Source organism: Cellulomonas fimi (genome assembly GCF_028527925.1).
In the GTDB taxonomy this organism is placed as follows: domain Bacteria; phylum Actinomycetota; class Actinomycetes; order Actinomycetales; family Cellulomonadaceae; genus Cellulomonas; species Cellulomonas fimi_C.
Map to the genome: position 1 here is coordinate 1 of NZ_JAPESW010000064.1, position 17,407 is coordinate 17,407.

The following is a 17,407-nucleotide window of genomic DNA, read 5'->3' on the forward strand; positions in this document are numbered from 1 at the left end:
TCACCTGGACCGACGCGGACGGTGCCGAGAAGTCGGGCGTCGTCTCCGCCGTGTCCTACGCGGGCCCCGTGCCCACCGTGCGGGTCGGTGACACGGACGTCACCCTCGACGCGGTCTCGGCGGTCACAGGTCCACGTCCAGCCCGGACGACGGGCGACGCACACCGGTGGTCGCGGCCGACTGTCCCGCGTCGGCCGTCACGGGCCCGCGACCGGGGCGCGCGTCCACGGCGGTACGGGCCGTGCCCTGGTCCTGGTCCGGACGGCCCGACGGCGCGTCACCGCCCACGCCGACCTGCACGTCGAGACCGCCGAGGTCGCGGGCGAGATCGCGCCGCAGGTCCGCGAGCGCGCCGCGCAGCGCCTCGCGCGACGCCTCCGTGCCGCCGACGAGCTCGACGCGGACCTGGTCGGCCGCGATGTGCGCGACGACCCGGACCGGGCCCAGGTGCTCCGGATCGACCGGGACCGTGAGGACGTGCCGGCCGTGCGCGAGGCCACCCAGCGCCGTGAGGCGTGCGCCGAGCTGCTCGGCGAAGGGCGCGGGCGCCGGTGCCGGGCCGGTCGGGGCCGCGTTCGGGTGCGTCGGGGGCGTCGTCGTCGGCGCGGTGGGCGCCTGGGCGGCGAGCGCCGCCTGGAACGTCGTCGCGGCCGAGGGTGCGGTGACCGGAGCACCGGTCTCGGCAGGGGACGCGGCGCGAGTGGGGTCGCCCGTGGTCGTCGTGGTGGGCGTCCCGGTGCGGACGAGGGGGGCGTCCGCCGGGGTCGCGCCACCGGTGGCCGGGGTGGTGGGGTGCGACGGCGTCGCGGCCGGAGCCGAGGTCGGGGCCGCCGCGACGACGGCCGCCCCACCGGGGCGGGTCGTGGTGCCGTCGGTCCTGGTGCCGTCGGCCGTGGTCGTCGCGGCGTCGCTCGGCACGGACGGCGAGGTCGTCGCGACGGCCGACGCGTCGGCGCCCTCCCCCGCGGCGGTGGCCGGTGCCGACGGGCCCGTCGGGGTCGTCGGCGCGGCACCGGCGAGCGTCGCGGCCGCGTCGACGGGTGCGGCCGCCCCGGCTGCGACCGCGGCGAGCACCGTCGCGGCGGGGACGGCGGTCGCCGCCACGAGCGTCGGCGGCGTCGGCGTCGTCGGTGCGGGCACCGTCGGGGTGACCGTCGTCGGGACGGGCGTCGCGGCGTCGGCCGCCGGCTCGGTCGCGGCCGTCGCGTGATCCGTCGCGTCGTCCTGGCCCGCGGCGTCGGCTTCGACCGGGCGGTCCGCGTCGCCCGTCCTGCTCGTTCCCGCGGTGCCCGTCGTGGGGTCGGCGGAGGCTGCCGCGTCCGCGCGGTCGGCCGAGCGCTCGGGTCGAGCCGAGTCGGCGCCGACGCGGACGTCGTCGAGCGTGCGGGCGAACGCGTCGCCCGCGCCGGGCAGGCCGGTCGGGGAGGTCGCGCGCGAGGGGCGCGCGGCGACCGCGGTCACGGTCGTCGTGGTCGTCACGAGGCCACCCCCAGGGAGGTCGCGAGGCCCGCCAGGGACGAGCCGCGGGTGCTGGACAGCGACGCGAGGAGCTCCAGCGCGGCGCGCTGGCTCGCGGCCGTGGCCGACGTGCCGGTGGCGGTCCCGCCGAGCCCGGTCGGGCCGGTCAGGCCGGGCAGGCCGGTCAGGCTGCCGAGCCCGGAGAGGCCCTGCAGCCCGCTCAGCCCGGCGAGCCCCGTCCCGCCCGGCAGACCCGGGACGGACGCCGAGACGGTCGCCGGCTGCTCCTGCGGGAGGATGCGGCGGATCGCGGTGGGGGTCGTGTACACGTCCCGGACGACGACGTGCGCGCCCGGCTTCGGGGCGTCGACCATCTTCCCGTCGCCCATATAGATGCCGATGTGCGTGCCGCCGCCGAAGACCACGAGGTCGCCGGGCAGCGCCTGCGCGAGCGACGCGACGGGCTCGCCCCTCTTCTGCTGGTCGCGCGCGACACGCGGGAAGTCGGTGACGCCGACGTCCGCGAGCGCGCGGATCACGAGGCCCGAGCAGTCGAGCCCGCCCTCGTCGAGGGACTCGCCGCCCCAGACGTAGGGGACGCCGACGTACTTCTGCGCGGCGGCGACGAAGGACTGCGCGGTCGCACCGCCGGTCGCCGTGGGGGTGCCGGACGCGGCGGTGCCGGGCGCCGCGGTGCCGGGCACCGCCGAGGTGCCGGTCAGCGACGCGAGCATCGTCGCGAAGTCCTCGCTCGCCGCGGCGGTCGCGGCGGTGCCGGTCGAGGCCGACGACGCCGTCGAGCCGGTCGAGGTGGTCGCCGCCGGGCGCGGCGGCGCGACGAGCGCGCGGAGCTCGGCCATGCGCGCCTGCACGGACGCGATCCCGTCGACCGTCATGCGTCCTCCCGCGCCATGCGGCGACCCGCGACCTCGTCGAGCACGACCTGCTCGGCGTGCAGCTCCTCGGCGCGGACGGTCGCGTCGTGGCGCTCCTCGAGCCGCTCGACGGCGCGCGCGTCCCGACGGGCCGCGGCCCACACGTCCGTGCGCTCCTCGGTGTGCGTCTGCGCGGCGACGACCTGCTCGCCCTGCTCCTCGAGGAGCGCGACGAGCGACGCGCGCGACGCGACCGACGCGCGGAAGGCGAGGCCGTCGGCGACGTCGGGCAGCGTCGCGCCGCTGAGGCGCTCGCGGGTCTCGCGGGCACGCTCGGCGGCGGCACGCTCGGCGCGGCGCGCGGCGGCGAGCTCGGCCGCGGCGCGCTCCTCCGCGAGGGCGCGCACGCGGAGCAGGCCGGCGAGCGGGAAGGAGCGGGTCATGCGACGTCCCCCAGCTGCTGGACGAGGGCGGACAGGTGCGCCCACGCCTGCGCGGACGGCACGACGTCCTCGATGTCCTGGCGCAGGAACGCGTCGATCGCGCGGCCGTGCGTGACGGCCGCGTCGACGAGCGGGTTCGAGCCGGCGACGTAGGCGCCGACGTCGAGCAGGTCCTGCGCCTGGCGGCGGGCGGCCATGACGGCGCGCAGCCGGCGGGCGGCGTCGCGCTGCTCGGCGGTCGTGACGCGCGAGGCGACGCGGCTGATCGAGCCGAGCGCGTCGACGCTCGGGAAGTGCCCGGCGACCGCGAGGCGGCGGTCGAGGACGACGTGCCCGTCGAGGATCGACCGCGCCGCGTCGGCGATGGGCTCGTTGTGGTCGTCGCCGTCGACGAGGACCGTGTACAGGCCGGTGACGGAGCCCGTCGCGCCGGTGCCGGCACGCTCGAGGAGCTGCGCGAGCAGCGCGAACGTCGACGGCGGGTAGCCGCGCGTCGCGGGCGGCTCGCCGACGGACAGGCCGATCTCGCGCTGCGCCATGGCGACGCGCGTGAGCGAGTCCATCATGAGCACCGCGTGCCGGCCCTCGTCGCGCAGCGCCTCGGCGATGCGGGTCGCGAGGAACGCGGAGCGCAGGCGGACCAGCGGCGGCTCGTCGGACGTGGCGATGACGACGACGGACCGGGCGAGCCCCTCGGGTCCCAGGTCGTCCTCGAGGAACTCCCGGACCTCACGGCCGCGCTCGCCGACGAGCGCGATGACCGACACCTCGGCGTCGGTCCCCCGCGCGACCATCGACAGCAGGCTGGACTTGCCGACGCCCGAGCCGGCGAACATGCCGAGCCGCTGCCCGCGGCCGACGGTGACGAGCGTGTCGAGCACGCGCACGCCGAGGTCGAGCGGCTCCTCGACGCGGCTGCGCTCGAGCGGGTGCGGGGCGCGGCCGTCGATCGGCACCCACGCGGCGGCCCGCAGCGGTCCCTTGCCGTCGATGGGCCGGCCGAGGCCATCGAGCACGCGACCCAGCAGCCCGGGGCCGACGGGCACGCGCAGCGGCTCGCGCAGCGGGCGCACGGACATGCCGGCGCGCAGGCCGGTCGTCGGGCCGAGCGGCATGCAGCGCGCGGTCGCGCCGGCGGTCGCGACGACCTCCGCGAGGACGTCGTCGCCGACGCGCACGAGCTCGCCCACGGCGGCGCCCGTGCCGACGACCTCGATCGTCAGCCCGACGACCGCACGCACCGTGCCGATGCGCTCGGGCGCGGCGGCCGCAAGCACGCGGTCCCACGCAGGGGCGCCGGGCGCGGACGCGCGGACGGGGGCCACGGGTGCGTCGAGGGTCGCGGTCACGCCTGCTCCAGGGCAGCGCGGGCGCGGGCCAGCGCCGTCGTGACGCGCGCGTCGAGGTAGCCGTCGGCCAGCTCGGCGACGGCGTCGCCGGCCGCGAGCGTCGCGTCCGCGACGAGCGTCACGGTCGCGGGCAGCGTCGGGGCGGTGCCGCCGGTCGCGGTCGTCACGGCCGGCACCGCGGCGAGGTCGTCAGGGTGCATCCGGACGGTCACGGGCTCGGCCGGGTCGACCTGGGCGAGGACGCGGGCCAGCGCGGCACGGGCACCCAGCGCGTGGTCGGCGAGCTCGACGCCCAGGACCGCCGTGGCGAGGTCGAGCGCCGCCGCGTGCAGACGACGGTCCACCTCCGCGACGACGGGCACGGTGCGCGCGGCGGCGGCCGACGCGGCGGCCTGGAGCGCGTCGAGCGCGTGGTCGAGCGCGGCCTGCGCGGCGACCCGGTGCTGCTCGGCGACGGCACGGACCCGCACCGACTCCTCCTGCGCGACGCGCGCGGCCTCACGGGCGCCTGCGGCGTAGCCCGCGGCGAACCCCTCGGCGCGCGCGGCCTCGGAGGCGGCACGGTCGATCACGGGAGCAGCGGTCGAGGCGGCTGCGAGCGGCGACGGCGTGAACGCGACCGGCTCGGCGGCGGGCCGCGTGACGGTCGACGCCGTCGCACCGGTCGCGACGAAGGCGGCCGGCACGGCAGCGGCGGGCGTGACGACCGCACCGCCGGGCAGCGCGGCGGCGAACACGGGGGTCGCCGCCGGCACGTCCGTCGTGGCGGCCGCCGTGGCGTCCGGCGTGGGACGCGGCGTGGGCACGAATCCGAGGTCAGGCAACGAGCTCGTCCTCCGCGTCGCGCCGGATGACGATCTGGCCGCTCTCCTCCAGGCGACGGATCACCTGGACGATGGCCGCACGCGCGTCCTCGACGAGCGAGAGGCGCACGGGACCGAGCAGCTCGATCTCCTCCAGCAGGTTCTCCCGCGCCCGCTCGGACAGGTTCCGCATGACGGTCTCGCGGACCCCGTCGCTGACGCCCTTGAGCGCCACGGACAGCTGGGCGGTCTCGACCTGGCGCAGCACGAGCTGCATCGCCCGGTCCTCGAGCAGGGTGATGTCCGCGAACACGAACATGCGGCTGCGGACCTCCTCCGCGAGCTCCTCGTCGCGTGCGGCGAGGCCCTCGAGGATGACCTTCTCCGTGCCGGGGTCGGCGCGGTTGATGATCTCGACGAGCGGCTGGACACCGCCGACGGCGGCGAAGTCGTTGGCCTGCAGGACGCTCGACGCCTTGCGCTGCAGCGTCTCCGCGATCACCTGGACGACGTCCGGCGACGCGCGCTCCATGAGCGCGATGCGGTGCGCGATGTCCGCCTGCAGCTCGGGGTCGAGGCCCGCGAGGATGATGCCCGCGTGGTCGGGCTTGAGGTGCGCGAGCACGAGCGCGATGGCCTGCGGGTGCTCGCTCGACAGCAGCGAGACGACCTGGCGCGCGTCGGCGTGCTGGAGGAACTCGAACGGCTGCCCCTGCATCGTCGTCTGGAGCCGCTCGAGCACGTCGGCGGCCTGCTCGGCGCCGAGCGACGCGACCAGCAGGTGCTGCGCGAGGCCCATGCCGCCGCCCACGCCGGGGCCGACGACGGACACCGCGTGGAACTCCTCGAGCACCTCGTCGGCGAGCCGCTGGTCGACCCGCTCGAGCCGCAGGATCTCGGCCGTGAGCTCCTCGATCTCGTTGACGTCGAGCTGCGCCATGACGCGCGCGGCGCGGTCGCGGCCGAGCTGCAGGAGCAGCATCGCGGCCTTCTGGGTCCCGGTGAGCGCGGCCATCAGCGGCGTCCGGCCGGGGTCGCGGTGCCGAGCCAGCCGCGCAGGAGGTCCGCGACCTCCTCGGGCTGCTCGTCGGCGAGTGCCGTGATCTCGGCGCGCTTGCGGGCGACCGGGTCGGGGTCGGTCGGCAGCGGGGCCGGGGGCAGCTCGGGCAGGGCGTCCTCCGGGAGGCCCTCGAGCGCGAGGCGCGCGTCGTCGTCGAGGACCGGCTGGAGCTCCCCGAGGTCGATGGCCGTGCGGCGGGACTTCCGCGAGCGCCGCGTCATGCCGATCGCGAGCGCGAGCAGGAGGGCCAGGACGACGCCGCCGATCGCGGCCTGCTGGATGAGCGAGCGCTGCTGCTCGGCCTTCGCGGCGGCGTCGGCCGCGGCGAGCGCCTCGCCGGCGGCCTCGGCCTGCGTCGTGTCGAACGGGACCGCCTGGACGGCGACCGTGTCGCCGCGCTCCGCGTCGATGCCCGCGGCGGCCGCGATGGTGTCGCGCAGCTCCGCGAGGTCGATCGGCGCGGCGGCCTTCTCGTCGAGCACGACGGCGACGGACTGCCGCTCGATCGCGCCCGGGCCCTGCTGGACGCGCTCGGTGGTCTTGTTGATCGCGTTGGTGCGGTCCTCGGTCGTCGACTCGTACGAGCCCGACCCGGCCGTCCCGTCGCCGCCCGGCACCTGGATGTTGTCCGGGCCGAGGACGCCCGCGGCGCCCGAGGCGGCACCGCCCTCGTACGTCTCGGTCGTGGTCGACGACGCGAGCGGCGGGGTGTCGGGCGTCGCCGCGAACTCCTCGGTCGTCCGGTCGGTCTGGCTCTGGTCGACCTCGGCCGTCACCGTGACGGCCGACTTGCCGGGCCCGACGACGCGGTCGAGCAGCGCCTGCACGGACGCGGCGACGCGCGCCTCGTAGTCGCTGGCCTGCTGGCCGCCGACGCCGCCGGTCGTGCCGGTGCCGACCGCGGACAGGACCTCGCCCGCCGCGTCGACGACGGCCACGTCGGTCGGCTTCATGCCGTCGATGCCCGCGGACACGAGGTGGACGATCGCCTGCACCTGGTTGACGGACAGCGACGTGCCCGGACGGGTGCGGATGAACACCGACGCCGTCGGGTCCGCCTTCTCCGACACGAACACCGAGTCCTCGGGCAGCGCGAGCTTCACCGTGGCGGACTCGACGCCGTCGATCGCGCCGATCGTGCGGGCGAGCTCGCCCTCGAGCGCGCGCTGGTACGTCGTCTGCTGCTGGAACTCGCTCGACGTCATGGGCATCTCGTCGAGCAGCGAGTAGCCGCCGCCGTCCGCGTTGGTCGGCAGGCCGGCCGCGGCGAGCTTGATGCGCTGGTCGTAGAGCGACTTGTCCGGGACGAGCACGGTCGAGCCGCCGTCGGCGAGCTGGTACTGCACGCCGTCCGCGGTGAGCTGGTCGACGACCGCCGACGCGTCGGCGCCGGACAGGCCCGTGAACAGCGGGCTCATCGTCGGGCGCGACATCCACGTCGACAGCGCGAACGCGCCGAGCACGAGCACGGCCACGCCGATGAGCGCGAGCGTGCGCTGCGCGAGCGAGAACTGCTTGACGGCCCCCGTGAGACGGTCCACGGCGGCCTGCACCTGGGCGGGCATCAGGCCTGCATCCTCATGATCTCGGTGAACGCCTCGACGGCCTTGTTGCGCACGGCCGCGGTGAGCTCGAGCGCGGTCGACGCCTGCGCGGACGCGATCGTGTAGTCGTGCACGTCGTCGAGGTCACCCGTGACGGCACGCACCGCGAGCTCGTTCGACGTCGACTGCAGCTGCTGCAGGTTCTCGATCGATCCGAGGATCCCGGCGAACTGCGCACCTGCGGCCGGGTCGGCCGGGGTGGCGGCGCGCGTCGCGTCGAGCGCACCGGTGGGGAGCACCCCCGTCACGGGGGTCACGGCGAAGGACATCACTGCCGTCCGATCTGCAGGGCTGCCTGGTAGGTCTCGCGCGCCCGGTCCACGACCGTGGCGTTCGCCTGGTAGCCGCGCTGGGCCATGATCAGCTGCGTCATCTGGCTCGACATGTCGATGTCGGGGTACCGGACGTAGCCGTCCTCGTCGGCCAGCGGGTTCGACGGCTCGTACACGAGCCGGCCCTCGGCGCTGCCCTCGACGATGCCGGCGACCTGCACGCCCTGGTTCTCCCCCGCGCTCTCGGCGGCGACGACGTACTTGGCGCGGAACGCGTCCTCCGACGTCGGGCGGACGGTGTTGAGGTTCGCGAGGTTGTCGCTCACGGCGTCGAGCCACTTGCGGTGGACGGTCAGGCCCGTGGAGGCGATCCCGATCGCTCCGAAGATCGTCATCAGCTGGTCCTCATGGCGGTGCGGACGGACGAGAACTGGCCCGAGACCGCCTGGGTCGCGAGCTGGTAGCGCAGGTTGGTGTCGATGTTGAGCAGCGTCTCGGCGTCGAGGTTGACGTTGTTGCCGTCCTCACGCGTGGGCTCGAGCGACCGGTGGGTCGTGGCCTCGACCGCGCCGCTGCCGTGCGCGACCGCGCGGGTCAGCTCGTCCTCGAACCGGACGCGGCGGGCGTGGAAGCCGGGCGTCTGGATGTTCGCCACGTTGTCCGCGATGGCGCGCTGGCGCAGCGCGAGCCCGTCGAGCGCGCTGTTGAGCGCGACGGAGCTCACGGAGTCGAACAGACCCATGACAGGTACACCTCTCCCGAGGACGGGTGGGGCGGCCGATCCGTGGCCTGTTGCGTGAGCGAGTCCTTGCTCACTCCCCCCATCGGCCGGGTGCCCGGGCCGATGAGAGGTTTCAGGACGGGCGAACGGGTGACATCACGCCTGGGCGTCGACGTACACGGGCAGGTCGGGACGGCTCGGGCGCAGCGCGTCGGCGGCGACGAGCTGACGGCGGCTGCGCACGAGCGCCTCGGCCGTGCGGCGGGCGACGTCGAGCTGGCGGTCGAGCAGCGCCTGGCCGCGCTCCTGCAGCGAGACGGGCAGGGCTCCGAGGTCACGGGGCGGCTGCCACACCGCGGCGCGCGCGACCTCGTCGACGGGCGCCAGGTGGGCCGTGCGCAGCAGCTCCTCCGCCGCGGCGACGTCGAGCTCGAGCGCGTCGAGCGCGCGGACCCAGGCGGCGTGGAAGTCGGTGCCGGGCGGGGCGGGCGTGCCGGTCGCGCCGGCCGCCGGGGCGATCATGTCAGCCGACGCCGAGCAGGCCGACCGCGGTCGCGGTCTCCAGCGCGGGCGCGTCCGCCGGGGTGGGGATCTGGACCTGCGCGAGCGAGCGCGCCGCCTCGTGCCAGGCCTCCGCGAGCGGCTCGACGAGCGCGCGGCAGGACCGGGTCAGCTCGACGTCGCCGCGCGACCCCGCGCGGATCAGCTCGCCGAGCAGGAAGCGGTAGATGGACATGAGCTGCGGGCCGCCCTCCCACGCCTTCTCGTCGAGGCTGACGATGAGCTCGGCGACGATCTCCTGCGCGTGCTGCAGGTGGCCGCGGCCCGCGACCAGGTCGCCCGCGTCGAACGACTCGACCGCACGGTCGACGTCGACCAGCATCCGGTCGTAGAGCATCGTGAGCAGACGCGCGGGTCCGACCGTGGCGACCGCGTCGGCCACGTACCGCGAACGGATGTCAGGCATGGGGTGCGACCTTCCGGTGGGCGTCAGGAGCTCGACGACGCGGACAGGGACGACAGCTGGCCGGCGAGCCAGCTCGACTGCGACTGCATGTTGGACAGCGTGACCTCGAGCGCCGAGTACGTCTTCTGCAGGCTCTCCCGGCGCAGCTCGAGGCGGCGGTCCCAGGCCTCGATCTGCGTGCCGAGCTGCTTGACGGCGTCCTGCTGCCCGGTGATCTTGAGCGTGAGGGTGCCGTCGACCGAGTCGGAGGCGCTCTTCGCGACGTCGGCGACGCGCTGCGCGAGCCCCGAGACGACCTTCTGGACCTTGTCCGGGTCGGCGGCGAGCGCGGCCTTGAACTTCGCGTCGTCGAACGTGAACGTGCCGTCCTTGCCGAGCGAGATCCCGACCTCGGCGGGCGACGTGCCGTCGACCGGGTAGGACGCGGCGGTCTGGAGCTGCTGCTGCAGCCCGCGGACCGCGGAGTCGCCGGCGAACAGCCCGCCGCTGATGACCGTCCGGCCGTCGGCGGCGGTCGTGGTGGTGGTCGATGTGCGCGACGCGACCTCGGAGAACACGACGTTGAGCGCACCCACCAGGCCCGACGCGACCGAGGTGACGGCGGCGGTGTCCCGCGCGACGGTCAGCGTGACCGGGTCCGCCTCGACCTTCGAGATCGTGATCGCCGTGCCCTCGAGCACGTCGGAGAACGTGTTGCTCGACGACGTGACCTTCTGCTCGGCGCCGGTGACGCCCGCCCAGAGGGTGATCTCGGCGTCCTTCGCGGCGCGGGTCTCCGTCAGGGGCACCGTGCTCGCGGTGCCGGCCTCGACCTGCGCCTTGGTCCCCGCGTAGAGGGTGAAGGCGTTCTCGGCGCCCGACTCGGTCGCGGTGAGCTGGAGTCGGGTCTGGCCGCCCGCGGTCACGGCGACGGCGTTGACGCCTGCCGCCGACGAGCTGATCGCACGGGCGGTGGCGGCCGCGTCCGCTCCGACGACGACCTCGGTGAGCGTGCCGTCCGGCGCCTTGAAGGTGAGTGTGCTGCCCGCGGCGGGGAGGGCGGACGTCGAGGCGAGCGAGACCTGGCTCGACGCGAGCGCGTCGACGCGGAACGTGAGCTCGGTCGGCGTGCTGCCGGCGCTCGTCGTAGCCGTGACGGATGTCGCGGAGGCGCTGGCCTTGGTGACGGACCACGACGCCGGTGTGGCCGCCTTGGTGGCGGCGTCCTTGAGCGAGGCGACCTTGGTGTTGAGCGACTGCAGCGCGGTCACGAGGTTGGTCGTCGCGGTCTGCTTCGACTTGAGCAGCGCCTGCGGCGCCGACTCGACCTGCATCAGCTGGTTGATGAGGTCCGTCGTCTGGAGACCGGAGACCAGGCCGTCGATGCCCATCGTCGCCATGCGTCGTCGCTCCGCTCGTCGTGGTGGCTGGTGCCAGGGGGTGAGGCGCCGGTGGCGGGCGGCTGGTGGGCCGCCCGCCACCGGAGCGCTTCAGGTGGTGGCCGTTCCCGGTCGGGGGTCGGTCACCGGGTGGATCACCGCAGGAGGGACAGGACGCCCTGGGGGATCTGGTTGGCCTGCGCGAGCATCGCCGTGCCGGCCTGCGACAGGATCTGCGCGCGGGTGAAGGAGACCATCTCCGACGCCATGTCCGTGTCGCGGATGCGGGACTCCGACGCCGACAGGTTCTCGATCGCGACGTTGACGTTCTTGATCGTGTGCTCGAACCGGTTCTGGTACGCACCGAGGTTCGCGCGCGCCGTCGAGATCTTCTCGATCTGCGCGTCCAGCATCTTGGTCGACGCCTGGGCGTTGGCCGCGGTGTCGAACGCGAGGCCACCCGTGACCGAGGTGCCCGCGACACCGGCGGCGAGGCCCGTGCCGGCCGTGGCGTTGTCGGCGGCGGCCAGGGTGCCGCCGTCGAGCGCCGTCACGACGATGCCGGTGCCGGCGCCGTTCGCGTTCTTGGTCACGGAGACCGAGAAGTTCTGCGCGAAGGACGCGTCCTGGCGCAGCGCGTCGGCCAGGCCCTCGACCGAGGTGTGCGAGCCGGCCGCACCGAGGTTGGCGGTCGTGATGGTCTTCTCGACGCCACCGTTGGTGGTGGTGAACGAGAACGCGCCGCCGACGGCCGAGATGTCCGCGATCGCGAACGAGGTGCCCGTCGTGGTGAGGTCGCCACCGGCGAGCGTGTTGGCGATGGCCTTCACGTTCGCGCCGGACAGGTCGACGGAGATCTGCGAGTTCGCGTCGCCGTCCGCACCGACCTGGAACTTCAGCGTGCCGGCCGTGCCGTCGAGCAGCTTGGTGCCGTTGAAGTTGGTCGACTTGGAGATGCGGTCGAGCTCGGCGACGAGGCTGTCCGACTCGGTCTTGATGTTGGCGCGAGCCTTGTCGTTGTTCGAGTCGTTGCCGGCCTGCACCGAGAGGTCACGCACGCGCTGCAGGATGGAGTGGACCTCGGTCAGGGCGCCCTCAGCGGTCTGCACGACCGAGATGCCGTCCTGGGCGTTGCGGGCGGCGACCTTGAGGCCACCGACCTGCGAACGCAGACCCTCGGAGATGGCCAGACCGGCCGCGTCGTCCGCCGCACGGTTGATGCGGAAGCCCGACGACAGCTTCTCGAGCGACTTGCTCAGGTCGTTCTGGGTGTTCGAGAGGTTGCGGTACGAGTTGACCGCGGCGATGTTCTGGTTGATCGAGAGACCCATGGTTCTCTTCCTCCTTGATTCGGGTCCGGGGCGGCCCATCCGTGGGCACACCCTGCAGATCGGCGGCTCGCGCCGGTCGTTGAGGGATTGCGTCGAGAAGTTTCCCGACGCGGTCGGGCGGCTCCCCGACGCGCGGCGTCAGGCGCCGCGCGACTGCGCCGCGGCGGGCGTCCCGTCGGCGGCTGCGGCGACGCCGCGCTGCTGCGGGACGACGGAGAGCCGGTCGGCCGTCGGGATCGACGTGACGAGCGCGGCACGCGCGGCGACGGCGGCGAAGTACGACTGGCGGCGGCGCTCGGCGACGCCGTCGGCACGCTCGGCGACCGGCACGAGGTCGGGGTCGAGGCCGGCGTTCATGCCGTCGCGCAGCAGCCCGAGGGCCTCGGTGCGCAGCTGGCTGATGCGGGACTGCGTGACGCCGAGCTCGGCGGCGAGGTCGGCGACGCTGCGGTCCTGGAGGAACAGGCCCTCGATGACCGTGCGCAGACGGTCGGGCAGCGTGACGACGGCGGCGCGCAGCCAGCGGTGGCGCTCGTCGGCGAGGACGCTCTCCTCGGGCGTGAGCTCGCGGTCGACGACGAGGTCGGCGACGGCCCCCTCGGTCGCGTCCATGGACAGGACGCGACGCTCGGCGTCGCGGGTCGCGTCGTCGACGGCGCGGACGTCGACGCCCATGGCGGTCGCGAGCTCCTCACGCGTCGGCTTGCGCTTGAGCACGCTCGTGAGCCGCTCGGTGGTGGCGGCGAGCTCGCGGACGCGCTGCCGGGCACCGCGGGACGCCCAGTCCATCGAGCGCAGCTCGTCGACGAGCGCGCCCTTGATACGCAGCGAGGCGTAGCGGGCGAACGGCACGCCGGTCGCCGGGTCGTACGCCTGGGCGGCGAGCACGAGCGCGAGGCTGCCTGCCGACGCGAGCTCGTCCCGCGAGACGGTCGGGGGGACGCGGTGCAGCATCTCGCTGACCGCGTACCCGACGAGGGGCAGGTGCGTCGTGACGAGCTCGTCGGTCGCCGCTGTGTTGTTGCTCACCTGCACTCGTTCGGCCCAGGTGCCAGCACCCTTGAGTCATGGGTTCGGCGCCACCCGTGACTGGACGCGCGCCCAGGTGGGTGCCCGTCCGGTTCGTCCTGCGGGAACACCCGAAATCGATTCATGAGAGCGTTTCCGCAGGCAATCGGTGTGACCCACATCACACTCGAATGGCCGTGAGGGAGCATTCGGACGCTTCGAGGCGCACCGGACGGGTGAGTCGCAACCGCTTCGACGACACGCCGGTGACCCGAAGGTGTGACAGCGCTCCCACACCGGGACCACGCGATCTCCGGCGAACTCGTCACAATCGCCCGGCCCGTGCCGATGGAGGGAGCAGACGCCCGACGGACCCCGGCGGGCAGGACCTGGAGGACATCCCCATGCCCCTCAACGGGCTCTCCGACGCACTGTGGCAGCAGCGGAACCTGCTCGAGCTCCTGCTCTTCAAGCTCGAGGAGGAGCAGCTGATCCTCACGAGCGGCCGCTCGCGGTGGCTCGGTCACGCGACCCGCGAGGTCGAGACCGTGCTCGACGAGATCCGCTCCGCGGAGCTCGGGCGCGCGCTCGCCGCCGAGCTCGCCGCCGTCACGCTCGGCCTGCCCGGGGACGCGAGCCTCGCCGAGATCGCCGCCGCCGCACCGGCGCCCTGGGACGACCTGCTGCGCGCGCACCGCGACGTCTTCGCGTCGCTCGCCGCCGAGATCGCCCAGCTGTCCGAGGGCAACCGCGAGCTCCTCGCGCTGTCGCACCGCGCGACCCAGGAGACGCTCGCGACGCTGCAGGACGTCCACACGTACACGGGCGCGGGCACGACCGCGGCGGCCGCACCCGCCGCGCGCCTCGTCGACCGCACCTTCTGAGGAGACCCCCACCCGCATGAGCACCTTCTCCGGCCTCGGCACCGCGCTGAGCTCCCTGATCGCGCAGCGGCAGGCCCTCGACGTCGCGGGGCAGAACGTCGCCAACGCGAACACCGTCGGCTACACGCGCCAGCGGGCGTCGCTGTCGGCCCTCCCCTCCGCCAACGTGCCCTCGATGTTCTCCGTCAACGACGGCGCCGGCGAGGGCGTGCGCGTCACCGGGATCGAGCGCCTCGGCGACGTCTTCCTCGACCTGCGGCTGCGCACCCAGACCGCCGGCGCGTCGTACCTGTCGGCCCGCGCCGAGGCGTACGGCGTCCTCGAGAAGAGCCTCGGCGAGCCCGGCGAGACCGGCCTCGCGAGCCAGCTCGCCACGATGTGGGGCGCCTGGTCCGACCTGTCGAACACGCCCGACAAGAACGCCGCACGCGCCGTCGTCCTGCAGGACTCCAAGGCCGTCGCCGACCGGATCGCGAGCCTCTACACCTCCGTCCAGACCCAGTGGACGCAGGCGCGGACCACGACCGCCGGGCTCGTCGAGCAGGTCAACACGACCGCGGCCGGCGTCGCCGACCTCAACGCCCGCATCCTCGAGATCACGAACGCGGGCGGCACCGCCAACGAGCTCATGGACCGCCGCGACCAGCTCGTCACGCAGCTCTCCTCGCTCGTCGGCGCGAGCGCCACGACCCGCGAGAACGGCCAGGTCGACGTGCTCGTCGGCGGCAACGCGCTCGTGTCCGGCAAGCGCGTCCACGAGCTCGCCGTCACGGGCGCCGCGTCGTTCGCGCAGGCCACGGCCGGTCAGGCCGTCACCGTCGTGTGGGCCGAGCGCCCCACGCAGAGCGCGGGCCTCGACGGCGGCCGTGTCGCCGGGCTGCTGTCGGTCCTCGCCCCGCCCGACGCGACCGGCACCGGCGGCATGCTCACCGAGGCCGCCGCCCGCTACGACGCGCTCGCCACGACCCTCGCGACCCAGGTGAACGCGCTGCACGGCGGCGCGGTCACCGCCGACGGGCGCACCACCGGCGACTTCTGGACGTTCCAGGCCGGCCGGCCCGCCGCGCTCGGCCTCACCGTCGCGATCACGTCCGCCGCGGACGTCGCCGTCGCCGACCCGACCAAGGGGCCGCTCGACGGCAGCGTCGGCGACGCGATCGCTGCGCTCAAGACCAGCGAGACGGGACCCGACGCCCACTGGTCGTCGACCGTCGTCGACCTCGGCGTCCGCGCGTCGAGCGCGAGCTCGCGCGCCAAGGTGGCCGAGTCCGCCCGCGCGACCGCCGAGCAGCAGCAGCTCGCGGCGACCAGCGTGGACACCGACGAGGAGACCGTGAACATGCTGGCCTTCCAGCGTGCCTACGAGGGCGCCGCACGCGTCCTCACCGCCGTCGACCAGATGCTCGACGTGCTCATCAACAAGACCGGTCTCGTCGGAAGGTGACGCGATGATCCCCCGGGTGACGCACCTGACCGTGCAGCGCCAGACGCTGCACAACCTCCAGGGCAACCTCACGTCGATGTCCGACCTGCAGGCGCAGCTGTCGAGCGGCAAGAAGATCAACGTGCCGTCCGACGACCCCGCGGGCGCGTCCGACGTGCTGCGGCTGCGCGGCGAGCAGCGTGCGCTCACGCAGTACGCGCGCAACGCGACCGACGGCGACTCGTGGCTCACGACGGTCGACGCGGCCCTGCAGTCGTCGCTCACCGCGATGCGCCGCGCGCGCGACCTCACCATCCAGGGCGGCAACGGCGGCCTCGGGGCCACCTCGCGCGAGGCCCTGGCCGCCGAGATCGAGGGCGTGCGCGACAGCCTCATGGACCAGGCCAACGCGTCGTACGCCGGTCGCTCCGTCTTCGCGGGCACGTCCGACGCCGGCCGCGCCTTCCGGGCCGACTACACGTGGACCGGGACCGCGGGCGCGACGGTCGACCGCCGCGTCGGCGACGCCACCACGGTCCGCGTCGACGGCGACGGGTCCGCGGTGTTCGGCGAGGGCGCCGGCTCGGTGTTCGCGCTGCTCGACCAGGTCGCCGCGACACTCCGGAGCGGCGCCGACCCCACGACCCACCTGAACGCCATCGACGACCGGATCGGCGCCGTGCGCACCGGGCTGGCGTCCGTCGGTGCACGCCAGAACCAGGTCGGCTCCGCGCAGACCTCGATCGTGAGCAACCAGCTCACCACCAAGACGCAGCTGTCGGGGATCGAGGACATCGACCTCGCGCAGACGATCCTCGACATCCAGATGCAGGAGGTCGCCTACCAGGGTGCGCTCGGCGCAGCCGCGAAGGTCCTCCAGCCGAGCCTGATGGACTTCCTCCGATGAACATCGCTCCCGCCACCGTCCCGGTCGCCGTCGGCGGCCACGTCCTCGACGTCCCCGGCGAGCTGCGGCTCGTCGCCGCGCTGCCGGGCCTGCCCGGGCGCACCCGGTACGTGCTCGACGCCCTCGACGACACCGGCGTGCTGTTCGCGCTGCGGTCCGTCGACGCCGACGAGCACGAGGTCCGGCTCTTCGTCGTCAGCCCGACGCTCTACTTCCCCGACTACCGCCCGCGGATCCGCCCGGGCGTCCTCGGCGACGACACCGACCCCGCCGACGTCGTCGTGCTCGTCGTCGTCCACCCCGGTGGTGCCGGCGAGCCGCCGACGGCGACCGGGACGGTGGCGGGAGCGATGTTCATCGGAGGAAGTCCATCAGGCTCGGCTGGAGGACCTTCGCGGCTGCGCCGAGCGCACCCTGGTAGGCGACCTCCTGCATCTGGATGTCGAGGATCGTCTGCGCGAGGTCGATGTCCTCGATCCCCGACAGCTGCGTCTTGGTGGTGAGCTGGTTGCTCACGATCGAGGTCTGCGCGGAGCCGACCTGGTTCTGGCGTGCACCGACGGACGACAGCTCGGTGAGCATGGCGTCCATCCGGTCGTCGATGGCGTTCAGGTGGGTCGTGGGGTCGGCGCCGCTCCGGAGTGTCGCGGCGACCTGGTCGAGCAGCGCGAACACCGAGCCGGCGCCCTCGCCGAACACCGCGGACCCGTCGCCGTCGACGCGGACCGTGGTGGCGTCGCCGACGCGGCGGTCGACCGTCGCGCCCGCGGTCCCGGTCCACGTGTAGTCGGCCCGGAAGGCGCGGCCGGCGTCGGACGTGCCCGCGAAGACGGAGCGACCGGCGTACGACGCGTTGGCCTGGTCCATGAGGCTGTCGCGCACGCCCTCGATCTCGGCGGCCAGGGCCTCGCGCGAGGTGGCCCCGAGGCCGCCGTTGCCGCCCT

The 17,407-nt window shown here is 74.5% G+C and carries 19 protein-coding genes and 1 pseudogene; 4 read left to right on the forward strand and 16 right to left on the reverse strand.

What is annotated here, in order from left to right:
- Positions 1–123 precede the first annotated feature (123 nt).
- From OMK64_RS20955 to OMK64_RS18505, 15 genes are all read right to left on the reverse strand, one after another.
- A complete protein-coding gene (locus OMK64_RS20955) occupies positions 124–1,479 on the reverse strand; it encodes a flagellar hook-length control protein FliK (RefSeq protein ID WP_272729818.1) in 1,356 nt (451 codons plus the stop codon).
- Positions 1,476–2,354: a C40 family peptidase gene (locus OMK64_RS18440; RefSeq protein ID WP_272729819.1), complete on the reverse strand. Its 879-nt coding sequence runs from the start codon at positions 2,352–2,354 to the stop codon at positions 1,476–1,478. Before OMK64_RS18440 ends, OMK64_RS20955 begins: the two co-directional genes overlap by 4 nt.
- The gene (locus OMK64_RS18445; protein WP_272729820.1) at positions 2,351–2,776 is read right to left on the reverse strand and encodes a flagellar FliJ family protein; all 426 of its coding nucleotides are present in this window, start codon (positions 2,774–2,776) and stop codon (positions 2,351–2,353) included. The genes OMK64_RS18440 and OMK64_RS18445 overlap by 4 nt, the downstream gene beginning before the upstream one ends.
- Positions 2,773–4,101, reverse strand: a complete 1,329-nt coding sequence (locus OMK64_RS18450) for a FliI/YscN family ATPase (RefSeq protein ID WP_272729835.1) — start codon at positions 4,099–4,101, stop codon at positions 2,773–2,775. The genes OMK64_RS18445 and OMK64_RS18450 overlap by 4 nt, the downstream gene beginning before the upstream one ends.
- Positions 4,102–4,121: 20 nt before the next feature.
- Positions 4,122–4,949, reverse strand: a complete 828-nt coding sequence (locus OMK64_RS18455) for a FliH/SctL family protein (protein ID WP_272729821.1) — start codon at positions 4,947–4,949, stop codon at positions 4,122–4,124.
- Positions 4,942–5,943 carry a flagellar motor switch protein FliG gene (gene fliG, locus OMK64_RS18460; RefSeq protein WP_200829818.1) on the reverse strand — a complete coding sequence of 334 codons (1,002 nt, stop codon included), beginning with the start codon at positions 5,941–5,943 and terminating at the stop codon, positions 4,942–4,944. The genes OMK64_RS18455 and fliG overlap by 8 nt, the downstream gene beginning before the upstream one ends.
- Complete coding sequence (gene fliF / locus OMK64_RS18465) at positions 5,943–7,553, reverse strand: flagellar basal-body MS-ring/collar protein FliF (protein ID WP_272729822.1); 1,611 nt, start codon at positions 7,551–7,553, stop codon at positions 5,943–5,945. The genes fliG and fliF overlap by 1 nt, the downstream gene beginning before the upstream one ends.
- A complete protein-coding gene (gene fliE / locus OMK64_RS18470; protein WP_272729823.1) occupies positions 7,553–7,861 on the reverse strand; it encodes a flagellar hook-basal body complex protein FliE in 309 nt (102 codons plus the stop codon). The genes fliF and fliE overlap by 1 nt, the downstream gene beginning before the upstream one ends.
- On the reverse strand, positions 7,861–8,259 hold the full coding sequence (flgC, locus tag OMK64_RS18475; RefSeq protein ID WP_124344292.1) for a flagellar basal body rod protein FlgC: 399 nt from the start codon (positions 8,257–8,259) through the stop codon (positions 7,861–7,863). The genes fliE and flgC overlap by 1 nt, the downstream gene beginning before the upstream one ends.
- Positions 8,259–8,606, reverse strand: coding sequence for a flagellar basal body rod protein FlgB (locus tag OMK64_RS18480; RefSeq protein ID WP_272729824.1), 348 nt, complete (start codon positions 8,604–8,606; stop codon positions 8,259–8,261). Before OMK64_RS18480 ends, flgC begins: the two co-directional genes overlap by 1 nt.
- Before the next feature lie 135 nt (positions 8,607–8,741).
- The gene (locus tag OMK64_RS18485; protein ID WP_272729825.1) at positions 8,742–9,107 is read right to left on the reverse strand and encodes a hypothetical protein; all 366 of its coding nucleotides are present in this window, start codon (positions 9,105–9,107) and stop codon (positions 8,742–8,744) included.
- Position 9,108: 1 nt separating this feature from the next.
- On the reverse strand, positions 9,109–9,552 hold the full coding sequence (locus tag OMK64_RS18490; protein ID WP_272729826.1) for a flagellar export chaperone FliS: 444 nt from the start codon (positions 9,550–9,552) through the stop codon (positions 9,109–9,111).
- Between the two features lie 23 nt (positions 9,553–9,575).
- Positions 9,576–10,931 (reverse strand): flagellar filament capping protein FliD, encoded by a 1,356-nt coding sequence (fliD, locus tag OMK64_RS18495; protein ID WP_272729827.1) that lies wholly within the window; start codon positions 10,929–10,931, stop codon positions 9,576–9,578.
- 134 nt (positions 10,932–11,065) lie between these two features.
- Positions 11,066–12,241: a flagellin N-terminal helical domain-containing protein gene (locus tag OMK64_RS18500; protein ID WP_272729828.1), complete on the reverse strand. Its 1,176-nt coding sequence runs from the start codon at positions 12,239–12,241 to the stop codon at positions 11,066–11,068.
- A gap of 138 nt (positions 12,242–12,379) precedes the next feature.
- The gene (locus OMK64_RS18505) at positions 12,380–13,270 is read right to left on the reverse strand and encodes a sigma-70 family RNA polymerase sigma factor (RefSeq protein WP_272729829.1); all 891 of its coding nucleotides are present in this window, start codon (positions 13,268–13,270) and stop codon (positions 12,380–12,382) included.
- 383 nt (positions 13,271–13,653) lie between these two features.
- Between OMK64_RS18505 and flgN the strand changes: the two genes are divergently transcribed.
- The 4 genes and pseudogenes from flgN to fliW form a co-directional block, all read left to right on the forward strand.
- Positions 13,654–14,133 carry a flagellar export chaperone FlgN gene (flgN, locus tag OMK64_RS18510; RefSeq protein ID WP_272729830.1) on the forward strand — a complete coding sequence of 160 codons (480 nt, stop codon included), beginning with the start codon at positions 13,654–13,656 and terminating at the stop codon, positions 14,131–14,133.
- Between the two features lie 16 nt (positions 14,134–14,149).
- Positions 14,150–15,577 carry a flagellar hook-associated protein FlgK gene (flgK, locus tag OMK64_RS18515; protein ID WP_272729831.1) on the forward strand — a complete coding sequence of 476 codons (1,428 nt, stop codon included), beginning with the start codon at positions 14,150–14,152 and terminating at the stop codon, positions 15,575–15,577.
- Between the two features lie 4 nt (positions 15,578–15,581).
- Complete coding sequence (gene flgL / locus OMK64_RS18520) at positions 15,582–16,463, forward strand: flagellar hook-associated protein FlgL (RefSeq protein WP_272729832.1); 882 nt, start codon at positions 15,582–15,584, stop codon at positions 16,461–16,463.
- Positions 16,460–16,726 (forward strand): annotated as a pseudogene (fliW, locus tag OMK64_RS21250) (flagellar assembly protein FliW); the annotation flags it as partial. The gene flgL and the pseudogene fliW, both read left to right, overlap by 4 nt.
- A 91-nt stretch (positions 16,727–16,817) precedes the next feature.
- On the opposite strand, the gene OMK64_RS18530 reads toward fliW, so the two are convergent.
- The coding region (locus tag OMK64_RS18530; protein ID WP_272729834.1) for a flagellin at positions 16,818–17,407 on the reverse strand (590 nt) is incomplete at its 5' end.